The 17,990-nt window shown below is 64.8% G+C and carries 16 protein-coding genes; 7 read left to right on the plus strand and 9 right to left on the minus strand.

Annotated elements, in window-relative coordinates:
• Nucleotides 1-7: 7 nt before the first annotated feature.
• Complete coding sequence (locus FG93_RS25840) at nt 8-712, plus strand: nickel/cobalt transporter (protein WP_052514211.1); 705 nt, start codon at nt 8-10, stop codon at nt 710-712.
• Between the two features lie 168 nt (nt 713-880).
• Here FG93_RS25840 and FG93_RS25845 read toward each other — a convergent pair whose 3' ends face one another.
• The 6 genes from FG93_RS25845 to FG93_RS25870 all read right to left on the minus strand — a co-directional run bounded on the left by FG93_RS25845 (nt 881) and on the right by FG93_RS25870 (nt 5,667).
• On the minus strand, nt 881-2,083 hold the full coding sequence (locus FG93_RS25845) for an MFS transporter (RefSeq protein WP_043240605.1): 1,203 nt from the start codon (nt 2,081-2,083) through the stop codon (nt 881-883).
• A gap of 95 nt (nt 2,084-2,178) precedes the next feature.
• Nucleotides 2,179-3,060 (minus strand): DUF1259 domain-containing protein, encoded by an 882-nt coding sequence (locus FG93_RS25850; RefSeq protein WP_043240608.1) that lies wholly within the window; start codon nt 3,058-3,060, stop codon nt 2,179-2,181.
• Between the two features lie 75 nt (nt 3,061-3,135).
• Complete coding sequence (locus FG93_RS25855; protein WP_043240366.1) at nt 3,136-3,540, minus strand: hypothetical protein; 405 nt, start codon at nt 3,538-3,540, stop codon at nt 3,136-3,138.
• Nucleotides 3,537-4,193 carry a family 16 glycoside hydrolase gene (locus FG93_RS25860; protein WP_043240369.1) on the minus strand — a complete coding sequence of 219 codons (657 nt, stop codon included), beginning with the start codon at nt 4,191-4,193 and terminating at the stop codon, nt 3,537-3,539. Before FG93_RS25860 ends, FG93_RS25855 begins: the two co-directional genes overlap by 4 nt.
• A gap of 32 nt (nt 4,194-4,225) precedes the next feature.
• Complete coding sequence (locus FG93_RS25865; RefSeq protein WP_043240371.1) at nt 4,226-4,696, minus strand: chromate resistance protein ChrB domain-containing protein; 471 nt, start codon at nt 4,694-4,696, stop codon at nt 4,226-4,228.
• A complete protein-coding gene (locus FG93_RS25870; RefSeq protein ID WP_043240373.1) occupies nt 4,693-5,667 on the minus strand; it encodes a Fe-Mn family superoxide dismutase in 975 nt (324 codons plus the stop codon). The genes FG93_RS25865 and FG93_RS25870 overlap by 4 nt, the downstream gene beginning before the upstream one ends.
• Nucleotides 5,668-5,859: 192 nt before the next feature.
• Between FG93_RS25870 and FG93_RS25875 the strand changes: the two genes are divergently transcribed.
• From FG93_RS25875 to chrA, 3 genes are read left to right on the plus strand one after another with little or no spacing between them, the layout of a single operon-like run.
• A complete protein-coding gene (locus FG93_RS25875; protein WP_052514212.1) occupies nt 5,860-6,951 on the plus strand; it encodes a Cj0069 family protein in 1,092 nt (363 codons plus the stop codon).
• Nucleotides 6,948-7,931: a chromate resistance protein ChrB domain-containing protein gene (locus FG93_RS25880; protein WP_200878164.1), complete on the plus strand. Its 984-nt coding sequence runs from the start codon at nt 6,948-6,950 to the stop codon at nt 7,929-7,931. The genes FG93_RS25875 and FG93_RS25880 overlap by 4 nt, the downstream gene beginning before the upstream one ends.
• 16 nt (nt 7,932-7,947) lie before the next feature.
• Entirely contained in the window at nt 7,948-9,363 is a 1,416-nt protein-coding gene (chrA, locus tag FG93_RS25885) for a chromate efflux transporter (protein WP_043240376.1), read from the plus strand.
• 208 nt (nt 9,364-9,571) lie between these two features.
• On the opposite strand, the gene FG93_RS25890 is transcribed toward chrA, so the two are convergent.
• From FG93_RS25890 to FG93_RS25900, 3 genes are all read right to left on the minus strand, one after another.
• Complete coding sequence (locus FG93_RS25890) at nt 9,572-12,031, minus strand: class I SAM-dependent methyltransferase (protein WP_043240379.1); 2,460 nt, start codon at nt 12,029-12,031, stop codon at nt 9,572-9,574.
• Between the two features lie 279 nt (nt 12,032-12,310).
• Nucleotides 12,311-14,086 carry an adenylate/guanylate cyclase domain-containing protein gene (locus FG93_RS25895; protein WP_043240382.1) on the minus strand — a complete coding sequence of 592 codons (1,776 nt, stop codon included), beginning with the start codon at nt 14,084-14,086 and terminating at the stop codon, nt 12,311-12,313.
• A 60-nt stretch (nt 14,087-14,146) separates the two neighbouring features.
• Entirely contained in the window at nt 14,147-14,440 is a 294-nt protein-coding gene (locus FG93_RS25900; RefSeq protein ID WP_043240384.1) for a hypothetical protein, read from the minus strand.
• A gap of 465 nt (nt 14,441-14,905) precedes the next feature.
• Between FG93_RS25900 and FG93_RS25905 the strand changes: the two genes are divergently transcribed.
• From FG93_RS25905 to FG93_RS25915, 3 genes are all read left to right on the plus strand, one after another.
• The gene (locus FG93_RS25905; protein ID WP_043240387.1) at nt 14,906-15,145 is read left to right on the plus strand and encodes a DUF2171 domain-containing protein; all 240 of its coding nucleotides are present in this window, start codon (nt 14,906-14,908) and stop codon (nt 15,143-15,145) included.
• Nucleotides 15,146-15,212: 67 nt separating this feature from the next.
• Complete coding sequence (locus FG93_RS25910) at nt 15,213-17,003, plus strand: thiamine pyrophosphate-requiring protein (protein ID WP_043240390.1); 1,791 nt, start codon at nt 15,213-15,215, stop codon at nt 17,001-17,003.
• Between the two features lie 50 nt (nt 17,004-17,053).
• Entirely contained in the window at nt 17,054-17,974 is a 921-nt protein-coding gene (locus FG93_RS25915) for an NAD(P)H-dependent oxidoreductase (RefSeq protein ID WP_052514228.1), read from the plus strand.
• Nucleotides 17,975-17,990 lie beyond the last annotated feature (16 nt).

A 17,990-nucleotide genomic window follows, 5' to 3' on the forward strand; every position in this document is an offset into this window, starting at 1 on the left:
GGCGCGGATGGATTGGCTGATCTCGCTCCAGCGCTGGCTGCACGCCGACGCACTGGCGGCGTTGAAGGCGATGCCCGACGCAGGCTTCACGGGGCTGCCGCCGCTGATCGCGGCGGCCGTCAGCTTCGGCATGCTGCATGCTCTCCTGCCGGGCCACGGCAAGTCGCTGTTGGCGGCCCACTATGCCGGGGACGGACGCTGGTCGGGTGCCTTACTGTCGAGCACGATCATCATCCTTACCCATGTCGGCTCCGCGATCCTGATCGTCCTGACCGGAGCGGCGATCTTGCAGCGCACGCTCGTCGGCGCCGGCCGCGCGCCGATGCTGGAACGCGCAAGTCACGTGCTGATCGTCCTGGTCGGATTCTGGCTGCTCTGGCGCGCCCTCCGGCCGCATGCGCACGACCACGATCGATCCGGCCCGATGTTGGCCTTCGTCGGCGGACTCATCCCTTGTCCGCTCACCACCTTCATCATGAGTTATGCCGTCGCCAACGGCCTCGTCGGCGCTGGGTTGATCCTGTCTGGCTCGTTCGCGGGCGGCATGATCGTCACCGTGGTCGCATTCCCGCTGCTGGCGGTCCTGTTCAGAACCCGATTGGTTACGCTGTTGGATCGGACCGACGGCTGGCGTCGGCATGCCGGAGCGGGACTGGAGATCATGGCCGCCTTGGCGGTCGTCGCGCTGGGAGTATGGCCGCTCGTGCGGTGAGCCAACTCCGGTCCAGGCGGATTCCTTACGACCGGGCGCCTATGCGCGGGGGCATAGCCGATGGCCCGTTCGGCCGATCGGCGTTGTAGTATTTGACCCAAGCATCTTTTCGGCCGCGGCTGTAAGTTCAAGGACCAGTGGGAAGGAGAACGCTGGCCTTCAAGTGCGTCAGCGTTCCTCCGGCGGTTTGATGACCGAGAACTGTCGCAGAAGCGTGAGGTCGTAGGCTGCCTTCAGGGTGCCGGCGAGGACGAGAGGCCAGCCGAAGGGCGAGACCGTCAGCAGCCAGCCGGACAGGAGCGGGGCAACGGCCGCGGCCAGGCTCCGGGGCACGGCGGTGACGCTCGCCGCCGCCGGCCGCTCCTCCGGTCGGACCACCGCCATGACGTAGGAGGACCGGGTCGGTACGTCCATCTGAGACAGCAATCCCCGCAGGATCAGGAGCCCGAACGCGATCCAAATCGTCGGCGCAAAGGCGGTCAGGATCAGGAACAGGTTCGACGGCAGGTGCGTGAACACCATCGTGTTGATCAGCCCGAACCGCCGGGCCAGCGGCACCGCGGCGAAATACGACACGGCGGAGCACAGGCTGGTCACGAAGAAGATCATCCCGACGGTGGCGACGCCGACGCCAAACCTCTCGCTGAGCCAGATCGTGAGCAACGCGTTGATGACGAGGCCGCCGCCGAAGGCGTCGACCGAGAACAGGGCCGCCAGCCGGTAGACGATCCCGCGGGATGGACCGAGCGGTGCGGGCGGGCTATCGGCACCCGCCTCGACTTGGGGTGATAGGCGGCGGTAGAGCAGGAACGTGAGGAGGCCCAGAAGGCCGTAGAGCGCAAAGAGCGCCGCCGACGTCGACCCGGGTGAGAAGACCGGTGCCAGCCAGTCGACCACGCCGACCGAGAGCGCCCCGAGTGCGCCGAAGAAGGCACCGACGAAACTGTAGCGGGCGAACGCCGCCGTCCGGTCCTCGTCCACGACGACGTGGGAGAGGACGGTGTGTTCCAGGGGCAGGAAGACGCTCACGTCGCCGCCGGACGGATTGAGCGTCCCGACGAAGGCGATCACGAGCAATGGCCAGAAAGCCCCTATCCCGGCAAATCCCAGTCCGGTCGCGGCCATCAGGAGGCCGGCAGCCAGCAGGGCCGGACGCCTCCGAATCCGGAAGGCGACCAACCCGAGGGCAAGCGTCAGCAGGGCAGAGCCCAGCAACGACGCGGTCGAGATGAGGCCGACGCCGAAGGCGTCGTAGCCCAGTCTGGACAGATGCACCGGCAACAGGATCGCCACGTAGCCGTCGCCGAAGGCCCGCAGGGAGCGCGCCCAGAGAACCCGCCTGACGTCAGGCGCGAGACCGTGGCGAAGCAGGAACCCGGAGCGTGCCTCGGGAGCGGCCTCGGTGCTCGTGCCCGGATCCGTCCGATCCTCACGGTCCTGGAGGCTGGGTCCTTGAGCCGTGTCGGTCAAGTCTTGGCCACCTTCACCTGGTTGAGGACCGCGCGCAGTCCCTTCGCAAGTTTTTGGACATCGTCATTCGCCCAGAAATGCATGAAGAACAGCCGCGGTGCGTCATCAAGCATGTGGTTGTGAACCGCAGTCACCTCAATTCCATTTTCGCGCAGGGCCCGCAGCACCGGGTTGACCTCGGACGCGATCAGCACGAAGTCGCCCGTGATGGCGACCTTTCCGTTCCCGGTCGGCTGGAAATTGATGGCAATCGCCGAGCCCATGGCTTCAGGCACATCCATGCCGCCATCCTTGATCGTTTCCGCCCGAGGAATGCTGACCTGGTAGACACCACCATTCACCTTGCCCCTGTGCCCGAGCTCCTGATCGATGGCGGCTGTGTCGAGATCGATCGCGGACGAAATAGCCGGCGGCGAGTCCAGGAGCGGAGTGCCGCTGACCTGCAACGCAGCATGCAGCGCGGTCGCCAGCTTCACCGGATCGCCGTGCGCTGTCACATGCATGTACATGGTCACGGGCTCAGAACGGAGCAGATGATTGTGAAGAGCGGTGACCCCGATTCCGCCTTCGATCAGCTTCGACATCACCGGGTTCACTTCGCGCTCGGTCAAAACGAGGTCGCCCATCACCATGGCGTCGCGGTCGCCCATAGCCCGGAACGCCAGCCATGAACCGAGCGCCAATGCCGGCTTGAGCTGCACTCCGTCGAGGGTCACTTTCAAATCGGAACGAGGGAGGCCAACCCGGTATAGTTCATTCGAAACCTGGGCACCGGACTTCCCGAGCGCTTTGCCAACGGCGGCCCAATCAGGCTCCGCGTGAGCAGGCGCATTGAGGGCCAGCATCAAGATGGCCCAAAGAGCGAGTCTTGCTTGCATCATAGTGCTCCACTTCCATCGCCCCCGCTTTGGAATAGCCCCTGATCCATGCTCCCCCAGATCGCAAACGCGACTTCAGCTTCGAGCTGCTGGCCGCTGCACGACGCCTTCCTCGTAAACATCCAAGCCGGGCTCACGGAGCTGAAGAGCCTTCCTCGAGCTCCAAACGGCATAGCAGCGCTGATCCTCGGCCGAACGTTCGAGGCAAAGCCGATCCTGCTTCACGCGCCAGCGCCCCATGCTCTTCCTTCCCATCGAAATAGTTATGAGAGTGCCATCGCGGCCGAACACCAGCGCCCAATGGACTTCGTCAGTGAACTCCATGCCTGCCAGTTTGGTTCGGATCTCCGAGCCCTTGAGCAGCCGAAAGGTCTCGGCAGCGTCGACAGAGCTGATGCCCGCGAGAGCTGTCAGCCCGACAACAGCGATGGCGGTCTCCAGGGCGGCCCACGTCAAAGAGTTGCGCGCCTTCGCAGTCATGGCTTCGAACCGTCTGACAGCGGCGTGATCTCGATCCGATCGAAATGGGTCACGCTGTCAGCCTTGGTCCAGAGAGCGACTTTTCCCGATGTCGAAAATGTCTCATCCCGGGCCTCGAACAGCGCCTTGCCATTGAACGAGACGGCGAGCCGATTTCCCTGCGCCCGGAGCGCCAAAGTGTGCCATTCGCCCGCCAGGACTTCGACGTTCGCTCCCTTCATCTCCTCGCGCCTGCCGTTTCTCACGCGATAGAGGCGAATATTGTCTTCGAGAGCGTTGGCCCGCACGAGGTAATAGTTCTGGGCATCCTGAAGCCGGACTGCCACGCCCCCGGCGCGGTCGACGGTTCCCGAGACCGCCTTGAAGCGAACGCTTACATCCACGTCTCTTGGAAAGGTCCTGTGGTAAACCGCGAGCGGAAACCTGTAGTCGGTCTTATCCGCGGAGAGCTGGGCCAAGGCCTTCTTGCCGTCAGCCGAACTGTCCTCAATCACCTCCCAACGGCCGACCGCACCGCTGCCAGTCAGGCCCGAGACGAACTCCTTCGGGAGCGCACCAGGTTGCACGCCGCCGAACGTAATCGTCTCGGCAGCAGCCGGGGCGATCAGGCCAGCAAAAGCGAGGGTCGATACGACGACTATGCGCAGGGTCATCAATCTTCTCCTGTGCCAAAGTCGATCGAGAGTCAGGCTGTCGTCGGCTTCATGGCTGGCGGCCAGCTATGTGTTTCCGCCTTGCGGCGCGAAGCCCAGGCATAGAGCGCGTCGTAGATGACGAAGCCATGCTTCAGCACTTCGTGGTCGTCGGGCGTCACGTCCCGCAACCCCATCGAGATCGCCAGCAATCCCGCCGATTGCGGCGTCAGGTCGTGCCGATCGGTATCGGCGCCGCGCACGATCGCCGCGATCGTCACGATGGCCGGGTCGCGGTCGAGGCCGTGTTTCGAGACGAAGGTGTCGAAGCTGCACCCCTCGCCGACATGCGTGTACTCGACGCCCGGCACATCATAGGGCGTGGCGCCGGTCTCGGCGGCCACAGCTTTCACTTGATCGGGAGCCACGAACAAGAACTCGGGCTCCTTGTCGATGAAGCGGGCGATCAGCCAGGGGCAGGCAATACGGTCGATGACCGGACGTTCGCGAGTAACCCATTTCATGACCTCATCTCCTTCTGGTTGAGTGTCAGTGGGACGGTGGGCGCGCCAATGGCGTGCCAGGCGGCAATGCCACCGGAGAGAGCGCGGGCATCGACACCGCGCCGGCGCAGGTCGGCGACGGCGTCGCCGCTGACCTGGAACCCGTAGACGCAGTAGACCACGACCGGCTTGTCCTTCGGCAGCGCGCCGGCCCAGTCGGCGATCGTCTCCGGCGCCCGGATCAGGGCGCCCGGCACCATGTCGCTGCGCTTCGCCAGGTCTTCGGCGAGGCAGACGTCGAGCACGACAAGATCGTCGCCGCGATCGAGACGGGCGCGCAGATCTTCCGGAGCGACGGCATGAGCGTTGCTGTCGGAGGCCGGTTTCGCCCAGCCCGCCTGTTGGGCAATGAGGCGCCCATGACGGGCAGCGACCCGCTCCCAGTGGATGTTCTTCATGAAGGCATCGACATAGGCGCCGGCCTTCGCGCCGAAATCGAGGTGATAGGCGTGCTCGTACATGTCGAGCGCCAGGATGGGCACGCCGCCGGCAAGACAGTTCGTGTGGTCGCCCGCCCATTGGATGATCAGCCGATCATGGCGCTCCGACCAGGTGAGCAGGGTCCAGCCCGAGCCGCCGGCCTGCGCCTTGGCGCAAGCCGTGAACTGGGCCCGCCAGGCACTGATACTGCCGAAATCGCGTTCCAGCGCCGCAGCAAGCCCGCCACCGGCATCGCCCGAACCGCCGAGCCCGTCAAAATAGATCTCGTGCAGGATCGCCGAGTTGGCGGCGACCAACTCCTCCCGCTTCAACCCGTTGATGTCGAAGACCGGCGCTGCGGCCCAATCGAGCGCATCAAGCCGGCGCTCGATCGCATTCAGGCGGCGAACCGCGCCGCCGTAGTTGTTCTCATAGTGGCTCGCGAGCAGGCGCTCGGACAAACCTTCGAGCCGGGGCGGCTTGAATGGCAGCGGCATGATCTGATGCGGCATGGCGTCCTCGTTCGGTAGCGGCTTGCGTCCGTGAGAGGCCGAAGGCTACGCCCAAATCAAATTTGATACAACTGTTGCATTTAAAAATTTCAATGATACGGTACGCTCATCAACAAAGAGGACTCTGGGGCAGAGCGCGACCAGCGAGCCAAAGGACGTGTGCCCCCGGAGGAAACGAGAGGAAACAGGGCGATGCCTGGAGTGGCAGTGGTCTGGCGCGGTGACCGCGAGGGGCGACGCACGGCGACGCCGCAGAACAACCGCTTTCATCGCGTGTTCGAAGAACTCGCCGCGCTTGGCATTCACGCGGAACCGGCGGTTTTCGATGAGGCGTTTGCGGACGAGGTCCGCGCTCAACTCCTGAGCGTGGACGGCGTGCTCGTCTGGGTCGATCCGATCCACGATGGGAAGACACGCGCGGTGCTCGACCCGATGCTGCGCGACGTCGCGACACGCGGCCCCTGGGTGAGTGCGCATCCCGACGTGATCCTCAAGATGGGTGTGAAGCAGGTCCTGCATCGCACGAAGCATCTCGGATGGGACACCGACACGCATCTCTACGGATCCTGCCAGGCGTTTCGTGCGGCCTTCCCCGAGCAGTTGCAAACGGCAGGCCCGCGGGTGCTGAAGCAGAATCGCGGCAACGGCGGCCAGGGCGTGTGGAAGGTCGAACGGATCGAGCCGCTTCTCAGTGGCGTCGCGGCGGTTCGGGTGCTGCATGCGCGCCGCGGCAGCGTGCCGGAAGAACTCGCGTTGGCGGACTTCATGGCGCGTTGCGAGGCTTATTTCACGCCCGGTGGCTGCATCGTGGATCAGCCGTTCCAACCCCGGCTGCCCGACGGCATGATCCGTTGCTACATGGGCGGCGACAAGGTTGTGGGCTTCGGCCACCAGTTCATCAAGGCGCTGATCCCGCCACCGCCCGAAGGACCAGATTCCGAAGCGGCGCAGCCAGGTCCGCGGATCATGCATCCCGCCTCGGCAGAGCCGTTCCAGACGCTAAGAACCAGAATGGAGGTTGACTGGACGCCGCAGATGATGGCGGTGCTCGATATCGAGCCCGATTCCTTGCCGATCATCTGGGATGCCGACTTCCTCTATGGACCGCGGACTGCGTCTGGTGAAGACAGCTATGTGCTCTGCGAGATCAATGTGAGCTCCGTCTTCGCCATCCCGGACCAGGCGCCGGCTGAGATTGCCCGCCTCGTTGCTGCGCGATTATCGACCAGCGCCAACCGGAGTGTCCGGCAGAGCCCAGGGGCTGCGCTGACGGTGAATGCATGAGCGACGATGAACGCGGGACAGAACAGCGTTGGCTGCTTCTGATCCATCAGCTGCCGACCAAGCCAGCCTATTTTCGGGTGAAGATCTGGCGGCGGCTGCAAGGCATCGGCGCGGTCGCGGTCAAGAGCACCGTCTATGCGCTGCCGGCCAATGCCGAGACGCAGGAGGATTTCGAGTGGCTCCTGAAGGAGATCATCGACGGCAGCGGCGAAGCGATGGTGTGCGAGGCGCGCCTCATCGATGGTCTGTCGGACGCACAGGTCAGGGCCATGTTCGACGCTGCGCGTGACAGCGACTACGCGGAGATCGCTGGGGAAGCCCGCGATCTCCGCGCCGGCCTCGATGCCGAAGCGAGTGCGGAGAAGCGCGCGGAGGCGCGCACGCAGCTCGGCCGCATGCGCAAGCGCCTCGCCGAACTCGTCGCGATCGACTTCTTCGGCGCCACCGGTCGCCTAGCCGTCGAAGGATTGCTCTGCGAGCTCGAAGCTCGGGTCACGGAGGACAAGGTCATGAGCAAGGACCCACCACAGAGCGCCGACCCGATCGCCGACCTCAAGGGGCGAACCTGGGTGACACGGCGCGACGTCCATGTCGATCGCATCGCCTGCAGCTGGCTGATCCGTCGCTTCATCGACCCCAATGCCGTCATTCGTTTCGTACAGGGCAAGGGCTATGCCCCGAAACCGGGCGAGCTGCGCTTCGACATGTTCGAAGGCGAGATCACCCATGAGGGTGATCGCTGCAGCTTCGAAGTGCTGCTGACCCGTGCCGGCATCACCGATCCGGCCCTGCAGGCCATCGCCGAGATCGTCCACGACATCGATCTCAAGGACGGCAAGTTCGGCCGCGAGGAAACCACGGGCATATCCAGCCTGATCGCCGGTGTCGCCATGGCGAACACGGGCGATGAGGAGCGGATCGCGCAGGGCGCGCCCGTCTTCGACAACCTCTACCAGTATTTCCGCTCCAAGCGCGGATGATCGGAAGGACCAGGCCATGGCCAATCCAGACAGCATAGTCGCGACGCCGGCCTCGAAGAGCGGCACGCCCAGCCATGGTATTTCCTTTGGTGAAGCGGTGCGGGTCTGGGCGCGTGTCGCCGCCTTGAGTTTTGGCGGCCCGGCCGGGCAGATTTCAATGATGCACCGGATCATCGTCGAGGAGAAGCGCTGGATCGGCGAGACCCGGTTCTTGCATGCGCTCAACTATTGCACGCTGCTGCCCGGCCCGGAGGCGCAGCAATTGGCGATCTATATCGGCTGGCTCCTGCACAAGACCAAGGGCGGGCTGGTCGCCGGAAGCCTGTTCGTGCTGCCGGGTGCGATCGCCATCATGGCGCTGAGCTGGATCTACGCCATCTTCGGCAATGTCGGGGCGGTCCAGGCGCTCTTCTTCGGTCTGAAGGCGGCGGTCCTCGCCATCGTGCTCGAGGCGGTCTCTCGGATCGGCCGACGGGCTCTCAAGAACAATGTCCTGATCGGGCTCGCCGCCGCGGCCTTTGTCGCGCTCTTCTTCTTTCAAGCGCCGTTTCCACTGGTCATCCTGGCCGCAGGGCTGATTGGCTATCTCGGCGGTCGCGCCGGTTTCACGGCGTTCCTGACGGGCAATGGGCACGGCAAGCTCGGCGGCACGCAGGTCGCGGACGCCGATACGGCCCTTGGCGAGGAGGTTCCGGCTCACGCTCGCCCGCCGGTCAGCTGGTCGCTGAAGGTCGCCGGCGTGGGTCTGCTTCTGTGGGCTCTGCCGGTCCTCGGGCTGCTGGCGCTGTTTGGGCAAGGCAATGTCTTCGCCGACATTGCGGTCTTCTTCTCCAAGATGGCCATGGTGACGTTCGGCGGCGCCTACGCGGTGCTCGCTTATGTCGCGCAGCAGGCCGTCGAGCACTTTGGCTGGCTGAAGCCAGGCGAAATGCTGGACGGGCTCGGCATGGCCGAGACGACGCCCGGTCCGTTGATCATGGTCACTCAATTTGTGGGCTTCATGGGGGCTTACCGGGCACCGGGTTCGTTGCATCCCCTGCTTGCCGGCACGCTCGGGGGCCTGCTCACCACCTGGGTGACCTTCGTCCCCTGCTTTCTCTGGATCTTCCTCGGCGCGCCTTTCATGGAGACGATGCGCAGCAACCAGGCTCTGTCGGCCGCCTTGTCGGCGATCACCGCGGCAGTCGTCGGCGTTATCCTCAATCTCGCGATCTGGTTTGCGCTCAACGTGCTGTTTTCAGAACTGCGCGAGGTTCGTGGGTTTGGCATGACAGTCGACGTGCCTGTGTTCAGCTCCGTCAACATCCCGTCCCTGGTCCTGACGATTGGGGCGCTGTTGGCGGTGTTTCGCTTCAAGGTCGGCATGATCGCGGTGCTGGCGGCGTGCTCCGTCCTCGGCGTCCTCTATGGATTCGTCACCGGGTCGATCTAACCTTTTTGTGTTTGCATCGGCTTTGCCCCGAAAACCGCAATCCACTTTTCGGGCCGATGCTTTGGCGGGCGGCCACGCCCCTGTCCGCGGCAGACACGATGCTGGCGTTTTGAGCCTCGGCTGCAGGCTGCAAGCCGATCGCGCGCGAACCCGAGAAGAACACGAGAAGATTGGCCCCGGCCATCGGCAACGGTCGGCTCCGCTCAGCTCATTGCAGCATGGTCTTGCCGCGGAGCCTGAAGCTGACGAGCAGCAGAGCCGGTCCGGGCAGCAGCAGGTAGCAGACCGCCCCGACCCGAAGCGTCGTATCGATGCCGAACTCGATGCTCGTCAATACGGCAACGCTGGCCGCGAGCACACCGGCTGCGCCATTGATACCCCAGAACCACGGGGTCGGTCTGGCGTCGATCATGGAGGCCAGTCGCATTCCGGTGGGAAAACCGAAACCCATCAGGAAGCCGGCCGGAGCGAGAACCAGTACGGCCAACCCGGCCCGGAGCAGCAGGCTTGCGCTCTCCAGACGGAGCAGGACCTCGGGAAGCCACGCAGGCAAAACGAGGAGATACACGCTGGTGAGCACCGACCAGCCAATCAGCCGGGCGTTGCTGTGGAGCGGCATGCGCTCGGATGCCAGGCTGCCGATGCCGGTCGACAGGATCAGGCTGAAGAGGACGACGCTGAGAGCATAGACCGGATGGCCCAGAAATATGCTGATGCGTTGGAGCAGCGCGATTTCGACCATCATGAAGCCGATGCCGATCAGCGCGAAATAGGTTGTTCCTGCGATGGTCAGCGTTGACGGCGCTGCGCTCACGGTGGACCGAAGCGGAATGATGATCGTCGCCGCGACGAGAACCGCCGAGATCAGGATCAGCATGGCGAGCGTCAGGGTCGCGCTGAGGTTGCCGCCATAGACGCCGGGCCTGGACGCGACTGCCAGGAGGTCCTGGTCAAGCAGGCGATCGAGTCGCAACTGGTTGAAGAAGAACGGGCGAGCATCGGTCGGCGCGCTCAGGTCCAGATAGGAGGCGCGCGTGGCGCGCTGGAGGGCATCGCGGTCGGGCGCCGAGACGATGCTTGCGAGCAGTGGCGAGGCGGCCGGCGCCTGTGGGTCCAGCAGGATGGAAAACGCATAAGTCGCTGCGGCTTCCCGCAAGGCATCCAGGGCCTGCTCCGACAAGGGCGAGCGCGACATCACGATGGTCGCGACTGCGCCTGACGAGGCCATGAACAGATGCCGCTTCGGCTCGGCCACCCCGAGAGTTTGCAGCGTCGCAACCGCGAGGCTCACCATGCGGCCGGTCTCGTTGACCTCGCCGGGGGCATGCCACCGGCTCACGGTAAACACGCCCTCGGAGGTCAGGCGCTCGAGGAAGATCCGCCAGGCCTCGACGGTGTAGAGACCATTCTCCGATAAGGTGAAGGCGCCGGCCCCTGTGGCGGCCCAGGTGTCGATCAGGCTCATCTGGATGATATCGAAGGCGCGGTCGGCACGGGCGAACCAGCTTCGCGCCTCGTCGATCTCGAAGCTGAGGCCGGGCTGACGGCCAATCGCCGTGTAGCTTGAGAAGCGCCGCGTCAGCAGATCGATGAAGATCGGATTGATTTCGACTCCGACCACCTCGGAGAGACCGAACAGGCGCGCCGACAGCATGTCCCTGCCGCCGCCGACGCCGATCACGGCTCCGGTCTGCAGACCAGGAAGCGCATAGGCGAGGTTCGTCACGTCGTAGCGGAGGAAAGCAAGCTCGCCGAGATCGCCAAGGAAGCGATAGACCGTCGTTCCGGCGCCGCCGTCGATGGTCATCGAGCGCTGTTCGATCTGCTCCGGAGCAAACCGGGGGGATGCCCCCCAGAGGCTCGCCAGCGCTTTCTCGCTTTGGCTGACCGTAACGCGCGAGAACGAGTTCCATTTCTCGTAGGCGATCGTCGCCGGTTGCTCGACATAGTCCTTTACGATCGTTGGCCGGATGCCGTCCGCTACGCTGTTGCCGGCCGCGAGGGCGACAAGGCAGCCCAGCACGACCCTGCGGTGCCGGAAGATGGCCGCAATCGGTCGGCCAGGAGGGATGCCATCGAGGCTTGCTCCTGCGAAGAACAGGCCGCCCGCCGCGCCAAAGGCTGCAATCCAGAGCACCGCCGAGGGACCGCTGACCAGGTTGAGCAGCGCCAGGGCGCCGAGGCAGCCCAGAGCTGCGCCGAGCAGGTCCACGCCATAGACGATGCCGACCGGATAGGCGCTACGCGTCAACGCCAGGCTGACGACGATGCCGGAGAAGAAGAATGGCAAGGAAAGGGCGACGGCGAACTCGGCCCAGGCGACGAACGACATGACCGATGCGGGCAAGCTCGTGACGATGGTCAGTTGCGCCAGAAGTGCAAAGACGGTCGCCAGGGCGAAGCCGAGCGAAGCGACACTCAGATGATAGGACAAGTGCGCGGGACGGTAGGCTTCGGATCGAAGGTAGACCCAGACAGCTCCGGCGGTGAGGCCGAACATCGCGATGCTGATGACGAAGAACGCGAGGTGATACCAGGACGTAACGGAAATAATCCGGGTTTCGACGATCTGCAGCATCAGGGTCGCAGCAGTGATCAGGCCGAGGCCCGCATAGAAGGGCAACCGCGGCGCGACCTTCTGGACTCGCGCCTCGCTGTCACGGCGCATCGATCGCTGCTCCTGCCGATCAGCCAGCCACGTCTACCGAGCCTGGCTCAGCAGACTGATCGGCTTGAGATCCGACGCTGAACAACTGTCCCATAAATCGGCGGCGATGTCAGCTTGAGGGGAGCGAGGACACGCGATTGCTGCCGTTGGTCCCGCGGTCGCTCGGACCGCATGCCTGGATCGTCGGACCGGATCTCGTATCCGGTCCAACGATCCAGCCTTTTTGTGTTTGCATCGGCCTTGCCCCGAAAACCGCAATCCACCTTTCGGGCCGATGCTTTATCCCGTTGATATCGAGAGGAAGATTCCGGCCTCGCGGAGTCCCTCCACCAGTCGGTCGAGCAGATCGGGATCCCGGTAGGGCAAGGTCCGCCTGAGATGATCGACGGAAAAGCCCGGATTGACCTCCAGGACCTCCCGCCAATAGCGCCGCGCGTCGTCGTGGCGCCCGGTGCGACCATAGAGACAGGCGAGATAGAAGCGCGACATGTCCGATTGCGGCGCAAGCGTCAGCCGACGCTTGAAGGCGATCTCGGCCTCGTCGAAGCGTCCGAGGCTCAAGAGAGCCCGTCCCAGGAAATGCAGCGACAGGTCGAATTGCGGGTCGATCCGGTGAGCGCGTGAATAGAGCGCGACGGCGTCTTCGTGCCGGCCCTGGAATTCCCTTATGTTGCCAAGCGCGGTATGGGCGTCGGCGCAATTGGGGTTGAGCGCGACAGACCGCTCGGCCGGGGCTTCCGCCTCGTCCAGGTGTCGCATCCAGGCAAGCGCGAGCGCCAGCGAGATATGGGCCTGCGGCTCGGTATCGTCCGTGTCGATTGCCTTTTGTGCCAGCGTGAACGCCTGTGTGAGATTGTCAGGCGTCGCGCCGTTCCACTGGTTGACGTATTCGACAAAGGCGATGATCGACAGCCGGGCATAGGCGGCCGCCAGCCCCGGATCGATCGCGATGACCCGCTCCAGCATGGCGCGCGCTTCCCTCGACGATACGGCGCTGAGCTGCAGCGTGGTCTGACGGGAGCGCACGAGCAGGTCGTAGGCTTCCGGATCGACCTTGCCGCGGGCCTCGCGCCGCTCTTCTTCGCGATCTGTCAGTTTCACCCGGAGCGCGCTGACGATCGTGCGGGTCACTTCGTCCTGAACCGCAAAGATATCCTCGATGCCGCGATCGTAACGCTCGGCCCAGAGATGGCCGCCGGTCGTGCCGTCGATCATCTGGGCGTTGATGCGGATCCGGTCTGTCGCCCTGCGCACGCTGCCCTCAAGAATGTAGCGCACGCCGAGTTCCCGGCTCACCCTGCGGATGTCCGGCGCCTTGCCCTTGTAGGCGAAGGAGGAATTGCGGGCGATGACGAAGAGGCCGGACACCTTGGACAGATCGGTGATGATGTCCTCGGTGATGCCGTCGGCGAAATAGCCCTGCTCCGGATCGCCGGACATGTTGTCGAATGGCAGGACCGCGATCGAAGGCTTCTCCGGAAGCCCCGGCCGAGCCTCCACGACTGCGCTTTGCCCATCGCCGGCGCCGTACGGCGCCCAGCTCCAGACATGCACCGGGCGCGCGATGTTCTTGACCTCGTGTTGGCCGCTGTCGACGAAAGCGATGCCGACGCGGCCATGGACGTGGTGGTGGACGCTGTCGGAAATCGCGACGCCCCCGGGACTGGCGAGCGTCTGAAGGCGGGCAGCCACGTTGACCCCATCGCCATAGAGATCGCTGTCCTCGACCATGATGTCGCCGAGATTGACGCCGACGCGCAGCACGATCGCCCGGTCGTCCGGCAAGCCGCTATTGGCGGCCGCCATGGCCTGCTGCAGCGCCGCGGCGCATTCGACGGCGTTGACGGCACTGCCGAATTCGACAAAGGCGCCATCGCCGGTGCGCTTGAAGACGCGGCCCTGATGGTGCGCGACGAGCGGCTCCAGCACCTCTTTCCAGCGCGCCATCAACAGCGTGTGGGTGTTGCTTTCGTCGCGCTCCATGAGCCGGCTGTAACCGACCACGTCAGCGGCCAGGATGGCAGCAAGCCGGCGTCTGATGGATTCGTTGACCATGCGCCTTCCCTGCCCCCATCGGTCCTGCTTCCAGCTCCCTGCGGCGCGGCTCTCCGCGGCTCAGCCTTGCTCCAGGAGGCCCTGCACCAGCTCTTCCCATTCCTCATCGAGCGTCAGGCGTGACGGCGCAGCGCCGCAGCGCCGGTACCAATAGCCCGCGTTCGATTGATCGCCTTCCTTGCGGTGGAGATAGGCGTGCACATGCATGCCCGCCCTGTCCTCATGCGCCTGGGCGCGCTCGTGGGCCTTGTGCCAATCGCCCTTTGCATCCCACCACAGAGCCTGCAGAGCAGGGCTCAAGCCGGCGGGCGGCTGTGGCTGCGCAATCGACGCCCTGAAGGTCAGCACATCCAATATGGGCCACCATCGTGAAATCCGGAGCGCCGATCATAACCGCGACAGCGGCCGAACAGTAGCGTGGATTGGGCGATACCGGAGGTCGCCAAGCCTGGGCCATATCGGAGATGGGGGAGCCGACGATGGCGCATGGGAAAGGCGGTGGCAGGCATGACGCAGGAGGGCATGACGCAGGAGGGAATGGAGAGGCCGGGGAGCGTGAGTGGTCAAGGCTGGCGCGGACGCGCGGCCTCATGACGACGACAACGGATCGCGAGGGAGATGTGTTTCTTCGAACCGGAACAGTTCGATCAAGCCGTGGGTTCGGCGGCCACTTCGGGGACAGGTGCCCCCTGACCGTCTGAATGAGGCCCGCTCGCGGCGACCCAGGCCTGACGGTGCAAGGCGGGCAGCGGGCGGGGAACCAACCAGCCGGGGCATGGGTTGCAGCCTCAATCGCACGCGATGAGGGAAGCTCAGGCCATGATGTTCGTAGATCAAATCCGCGAAGGGCTCGAGGTCGTCGGCTCCGACCGCGGCCATGTCGGCACCATCGATGCGCTGGCGGGACAACTGCTCAAATTGAAGAAGGACGATCCCGCATCGGGCGGGACCCACCACTACCTCGATCTCGGGCTCGTCTCCGGTGTCGAGGGAAACACGATCACGCTGCTCGTGCCTGCGGCCGAGGCGATGGAGCGATGGTCCGAAGAGAACGACTAGCTCTGCGCCTGTCATCCTCTGCGCCTGTCTTCGCGCGCTTCTGCACCTCTGCCATCGGGAGGGAGTCATGGCCCAATCCGTATCGGATTTCATCTGGTCGCGTCTGCATGAGTGGGGCGTGCGACGCGTCTATGGCTATCCCGGCGACGGTATCGGCGGCCTGATGGCGGCGCTGCACCGGCGCGAGGACGACATCGAGTTCGTGCAGGTCAGGCATGAGGAGATGGCCGGCCTGATGGCGTCGGGCGAAACGCGCTTCACCGGCAAGGTCAGCGTCTGCATCGCGACCTCGGGACCGGGCGCGGTCCATCTCCTCAACGGGCTCTATGATGCCAGGCTTGATCACCGGCCGGTCGTCGCCCTGGTCGGCCAGCAGGCGCGCTCGGCGATGGGCTCCCACTACCAGCAGGATCTCGACCTGCAATCGCTCTTCAAGGACGTTGCCGGCGCCTATGTCGAAACCGCTTCGGTGCCGGCGCAGGTTCCCCATCTGATCGATCGCGCCTTTCGGATCGCAGAGGCTGAACGGCGGGTCACCTGCGTGATCCTGCCCAATGATCTGCAACTCCTGGCCATGCAGGAGCCGGGCCGCGAGCATGGCATGACCCATTCCGGCGTCGGAACCGAATATTCGCCGGTCGTGCCGGCGCATGCCGCTCTCCAGCGCGCCGCCAATGTCCTGAATGCCGGCGACAAGGTCGCCATCCTCGTCGGCGCCGGCGCGCTCGGCGCCACCGACGCCGTGCTCGCCACCGCCGAGAGGCTGAAGGCAGGCATCGCCAAGGCGCTGCTCGGCAAGGCGGCCGTTCCGGACGACGTCTCGTTCTGCACGGGGTCGATAGGCCTGCTTGGCACCAGGGCGAGCTGGGAGATGATGCAGGCCTGCGACACGCTGCTGATGATCGGATCCGGCTTCCCCTACTCCGAATTCCTGCCCAAGCCGGAGCAGGCGCGCGGCGTCCAGATCGACATCGATGCCGGCATGCTCGGCCTGCGCTACCCCATGGAGGTCAATCTGATCGGCGATGCGGCCGCGACTTTGGAGGCGCTGCTGCCGCTCCTCAAGCCCAAGAGGGCCGAGGATTGGCGGGCGACGATCGCGGCGAATGTCAGCGAGGACTGGCAGGAAGCCCGCGAAAGCGCCCTTGTCGAGGCGACGCCGATCAATCCGCAGCGCGTCGCGTCGGAATTGTCCGAGCGACTGCCGGAGCGCTGCATCGTCACCGCCGATAGCGGCACCACGACCGTCTGGTACGCCAGGCAGCTCAGGTTCCGGCGCGGGATGATGGGCTCGGTCTCGGGAACGCTGGCGACGATGGGCTGTGCCATCCCCTACGCCATCGCTGCCAAGTTCGCGCATCCGGACCGCCCGGCCATCGCTCTGGTCGGCGATGGCGCGATGCAGATGAACGGCATCACCGAGCTCATCACGATCGCCAAATACTGGAAGCGCTGGGCCGATCCCCGGCTCGTGATCATGGTTCTGAACAACCGCGAACTGGCTTTCGTAACCTGGGAGGAACGCCTCCAGGCCGGCGACCCAAAATGGCCGGCCAGCCAGGACCTGCCTGACCTGCCCTATGCCGAGATCGCGGCGCTGATGGGCCTGGGCGGTCGCCGGGTCAGCGATCCCGAGCAGGTCGGGCCGGCCTGGGACGAGGCGCTAGCCGCCGACCGGCCTTTCGTCCTGGACATGGTGACCGACCCGAACGTGCCCCCTCTGCCGCCGCACATCACCTTCGCGCAGGCACGCGGACTGGCGGGTGCGCTGGCAAGTGGCGATCCGGAGACCGGGAATGTGGTGACCAGCACGGCGAAGGCCATGTTCAGCTCGCTGATCCCGGGCAGGAAAGAATAGTTCGATCGCTGGACATGAAGCTTGTCGACATGGCGAGGAGACGTTCGACCATGAACGAGAGCGCCGGAGATGAGCCGAAGCCGGTTGATCCTAGCGACCGGCCGCTTCGCGTCCTGATCGTCGCCGGCTCGCAACGGCGGCTGAACAGCTGTCCGGGGCTGGATTCCAAGGCCAGGGCGCTGATGCACCGGATGATCGGACATCTGCCGATCGGCTGGCAGGTCGATCACGAGGATATCGGCAACGAGCATGGCAAGCCGAAGATCCAGGCTTGCAACGCCTGTGTCAGCTCGTCGATGGCGCTCTGTGTCTGGCCCTGCAATTGCTACGGGCCGGACAGCACGACGCAGCCGGATCTGCTCTGGGATCTGCGCCTCTATGAACGCCTCGCCCGGGCCGATGCCTGGGCCTTTATTGGCCCGATCAACTGGTACGGCCCGAGCAGCAACTTCAAGCTCATGTTCGATCGGCTGGTCTGCATGAACGGCGGAAATCCACGTCCGGACCTGATCGAGAAGAAGAACACGCTGCTCGCCCAGCAGCTTGAACGGTCGGATTGCTGGGCCGGGCTCAGCAGGAACCACCTCGAAGGCCGCACCGCCGCGTTCTTCTGCTACGGCGACCTGGGAGCCGCCGATCTCGGCGAGGATGGGCGCCCGAAGATCCTGCGGCACAAGGACTGGTTCGATCCCCGGGAGGAGCCCTATTGCGACGAGCGCGATGCCTATCAGGGCCTGGTCTGGCAATGCCGCTATTCCGGGATCGAAGTGCCGGACGCGCTTTGGCAGCACGCCGATATCGGGGTCGGAAAAATCTATGCCGACAGCCAGGCCAGCGATCTCGATGCCGAGCCCACGGCGATGGAGCGGTTTGACGGCTGGGTGGAACACTTTGCCGCCTTCGTGGCAGGGAAAGGCCTGATCCCGAACGTCGCGGAAGCCGAGCGCGCTGCGAAATCCACCACAAATTAGATCATCGGAGCGGATA

Source organism: Allobosea sp. LC85, from assembly GCF_000735605.1.
GTDB lineage: Bacteria > Pseudomonadota > Alphaproteobacteria > Rhizobiales > Beijerinckiaceae > Allobosea.

Bases quoted from the DNA above. Each gene is read 5' to 3' on its own strand.
- FG93_RS25860 (WP_043240369.1), bottom strand. From the start codon at position 4,193: ATGACCCTGCGCATAGTCGTCGTATCGACCCTCGCTTTTGCTGGCCTG.
- FG93_RS25905 (WP_043240387.1), top strand. From the start codon at position 14,906: ATGATGTTCGTAGATCAAATCCGCGAAGGGCTCGAGGTCGTCGGCTCC.
- FG93_RS25870 (WP_043240373.1), bottom strand. From the start codon at position 5,667: ATGCCGCATCAGATCATGCCGCTGCCATTCAAGCCGCCCCGGCTCGAA.
- FG93_RS25895 (WP_043240382.1), bottom strand. From the start codon at position 14,086: ATGGTCAACGAATCCATCAGACGCCGGCTTGCTGCCATCCTGGCCGCT.
- FG93_RS25910 (WP_043240390.1), top strand. From the start codon at position 15,213: ATGGCCCAATCCGTATCGGATTTCATCTGGTCGCGTCTGCATGAGTGG.
- FG93_RS25850 (WP_043240608.1), bottom strand. From the start codon at position 3,060: ATGCAAGCAAGACTCGCTCTTTGGGCCATCTTGATGCTGGCCCTCAAT.
- FG93_RS25840 (WP_052514211.1), top strand. From the start codon at position 8: ATGGATTGGCTGATCTCGCTCCAGCGCTGGCTGCACGCCGACGCACTG.
- FG93_RS25855 (WP_043240366.1), bottom strand. From the start codon at position 3,540: ATGACTGCGAAGGCGCGCAACTCTTTGACGTGGGCCGCCCTGGAGACC.
- FG93_RS25875 (WP_052514212.1), top strand. From the start codon at position 5,860: ATGCCTGGAGTGGCAGTGGTCTGGCGCGGTGACCGCGAGGGGCGACGC.
- chrA (WP_043240376.1), top strand. From the start codon at position 7,948: ATGGCCAATCCAGACAGCATAGTCGCGACGCCGGCCTCGAAGAGCGGC.
- FG93_RS25890 (WP_043240379.1), bottom strand. From the start codon at position 12,031: ATGCGCCGTGACAGCGAGGCGCGAGTCCAGAAGGTCGCGCCGCGGTTG.
- FG93_RS25915 (WP_052514228.1), top strand. From the start codon at position 17,054: ATGAACGAGAGCGCCGGAGATGAGCCGAAGCCGGTTGATCCTAGCGAC.
- FG93_RS25865 (WP_043240371.1), bottom strand. From the start codon at position 4,696: ATGAAATGGGTTACTCGCGAACGTCCGGTCATCGACCGTATTGCCTGC.
- FG93_RS25880 (WP_200878164.1), top strand. From the start codon at position 6,948: ATGAGCGACGATGAACGCGGGACAGAACAGCGTTGGCTGCTTCTGATC.